The organism is uncultured Jannaschia sp. (assembly GCF_947494025.1).
Classification (GTDB): Bacteria; Pseudomonadota; Alphaproteobacteria; order Rhodobacterales; family Rhodobacteraceae; genus Jannaschia.
In genome coordinates this window covers 1-203 of record NZ_CANLTQ010000213.1, presented here as the reverse complement: position 1 = coordinate 203, position 203 = coordinate 1, and the positions used below count along the sequence as shown (strand labels likewise).

General features: G+C 64.5%; 1 pseudogene. It reads right to left on the bottom strand.

Annotation, left to right across the window (positions count from 1 at the left end):
• Positions 1–177 (bottom strand): annotated as a pseudogene (locus Q1B08_RS21940) (IS5/IS1182 family transposase); the annotation flags it as partial.
• Between the last annotated feature and the right edge of the window lie 26 nt (positions 178–203).

Below are 203 nucleotides of genomic sequence, written 5' to 3'. Positions count from 1 at the left end.
CGGATCGATCCCTGGCCGACCGACACCAGACGCATAGAGATCGGCCACCTCGCCACGCAGCCAGCTGAGGTCGAGGACCTGGTCGACGCGGGCAAGGATGTGCTCGTCGGGAACGAGCTCACGCAACGAGCCGCAGACGAAGAACTCGAGCTGATCGCGGGTCCGACTGCCGATCATGCCATCCTCCAAGCGCTACTGTCGGA